The organism is Streptomyces sp. NPDC001156 (genome assembly GCF_053598275.1).
Window position 1 is genome coordinate 1 of the sequence record NZ_JBSFJX010000480.1, and the last position, 1,995, is coordinate 1,995.

1 protein-coding gene and 1 pseudogene are annotated in these 1,995 nt (G+C 67.6%); one reads left to right on the forward strand and one right to left on the reverse strand.

Annotated features, from left to right (window positions below):
- Positions 1-300: 300 nt before the first annotated feature.
- A complete protein-coding gene (locus ACWDA7_RS52375; protein ID WP_450615228.1) occupies positions 301-1,077 on the forward strand; it encodes a class I SAM-dependent methyltransferase in 777 nt (258 codons plus the stop codon).
- A gap of 43 nt (positions 1,078-1,120) precedes the next feature.
- On the opposite strand, the pseudogene ACWDA7_RS52380 reads toward ACWDA7_RS52375, so the two are convergent.
- A pseudogene (locus ACWDA7_RS52380) lies at positions 1,121-1,871 on the reverse strand (IS5 family transposase); the annotation flags it as partial.
- Positions 1,872-1,995: the final 124 nt, after the last annotated feature.

The window sequence follows — 1,995 nt, forward strand, 5'->3', positions numbered from 1 at the left end:
GGGCCAGCGAAGTTATCAGCCGTCCCCCCTTGTTCCCGTGGTCCGCGGTGTGGTGGGGCGCATTTACCACCCTGTCAGTCGACACCGCTGGGGGTTGAGGTCACCTTGCGTACCGAGGTGTCCGCTCTGCCGGGGACACTCGCGGCGCATGGACTCGCGGGCAAGGTGTGCTGCTCGCAGCGACCGCCACGCCGGTGGTCGACGAGCCCAACCTCCCAGCGGGGCCAGTGGGGGAGTGCCGTCCCGCCCGAGTCACGCCAGGTTCTGTCCGGCGGATCATGTGACTACTAGGCTGCGACGATGGAACGCGTAACCGACGTGCCTGAGGGTCTCGCCCCGTCTGCAGATCGGGCCCAGGTCAATGACTACGACGCTTTCGCCGAGGCGTACTCGGCGGAGAACGAGAACAACCTCCTGAACGCCTACTACGAGCGGCCCGCGATGCTGGCTCTCGCCGGAGACGTGGCCGGCCGTCGGATCCTGGACGCCGGCTGCGGCTCAGGCCCCCTGTCCGCTGCACTGCGCGACCGCGGTGCTGCCGTCACCGGCATCGACGCCAGCGCCGGGATGCTGGCGCTGGCCAGGCGTCGGCTGGGTGACGACGCGGACCTGCACGTGGTCGACCTGAGCGATCCTCTGCCGTTCACCGACGGTGTGTTCGACGACGTGGTCGCGTCGCTGGTGCTGCACTACCTGGAGGACTGGGGGCCGACGCTGGCCGAGATACGGCGTGTGCTCAGGCCCGGCGGCCGTCTCATCGCGTCGCTGGACCACCCTTTCGTGGCCTACACGATCGCGGATCCTCGGCCCGGCTACTTCGCGACCACCAGCTATACCTTCGACTGGACGTTCAACGGGCAGTCCTTCCCGATGAGGTTCTGGCGCAAGCCGTTGCACGCGATGATCGATGCCTTCACCACCGCCGGCTTCCGCGTTTCCGTCATCAGCGAGCCGCAGCCCGACCCGGCCGCCCGCGAGCTGTTTTCCGACGACTTCCAGAACCTTTCGACCAAAACATGCTTCCTGTTCTTCGTTGTCGAGGTACCGCCGCAGGCTGCTGCGAGCTCGGAGGACTAGCCAGTCGCGGGTCACGAGCGGAGCGAGAGTCGGATCAAGGCTTTCGTTTCTTGTAGATCGTCTTGTCGACGCCGACAGGTCGGCCGCCCTTGTTGCCGCGGGTTTGCGGTCGGCCCGCTGGTTCTTCGGCTCGGGGATGGTGTGCTTGTTCTGGCGCCGTCGCAGGTAGCGCCGGTTGCGGCGGGACGAGTACGCCTTATCGCCGCCGAGGTGGCCGGGCCGGGTGCGCGGGTGACCGCCGCCCGGCGGGCCGACGAGGATGCGTTCCATGACCGGCATGAGCTGTGGGGCATCGCCCCACTGGGCCGCGGTGACCGGCAGGACCAGCGGACGGCGCCCGCACTCACCGACGAGATGGATCTTGCAAGTCGGGCCGCCCCGGGAGCGTCCGAGTCCCTCGTTGGGGTGGTGCCGCCGGGTGTGCGTCTTTTCCCGACGCTCGCGGAACGGTCCTGCGAGCCGCGGGGGCGTGCTGGTGGACCCGGCAGGTATGCGAGTCGAAGCTCACCATCGACCAGTCGATCCGGCCTGCCGCGTCGGCGTCGGCCAGGACGGCCGCGAAGATCTTCGCCCCCCGTGCCGGCTGCCGACCAGCGTCTGCGCCGCTCGTGCACGGTCTTCCACGGACCGAAACGCGCAGGAAGGTCCTGCCCTGTCATTCCGGTGCGCAGCCGGTACAATATCCCGTTGACGAGCCTGCGGTGCCTGACCCAACGGCCACCACGCCGCACGGATTTCGACAGATGTGGTCTGAGCCGAACCCACTCTGCGTTCGTCAGATGTCCCTGCCCCATGACCATGCCAACGACCCGAGATCACGGCGGACACTGAGCCTTTCCCGGTAATGGATCATGACGTTGTGTGATCGTTCAGATGGTTCGGTCGTACTCGAGCTGGAGCAGGACGAGGGCCGCTGCG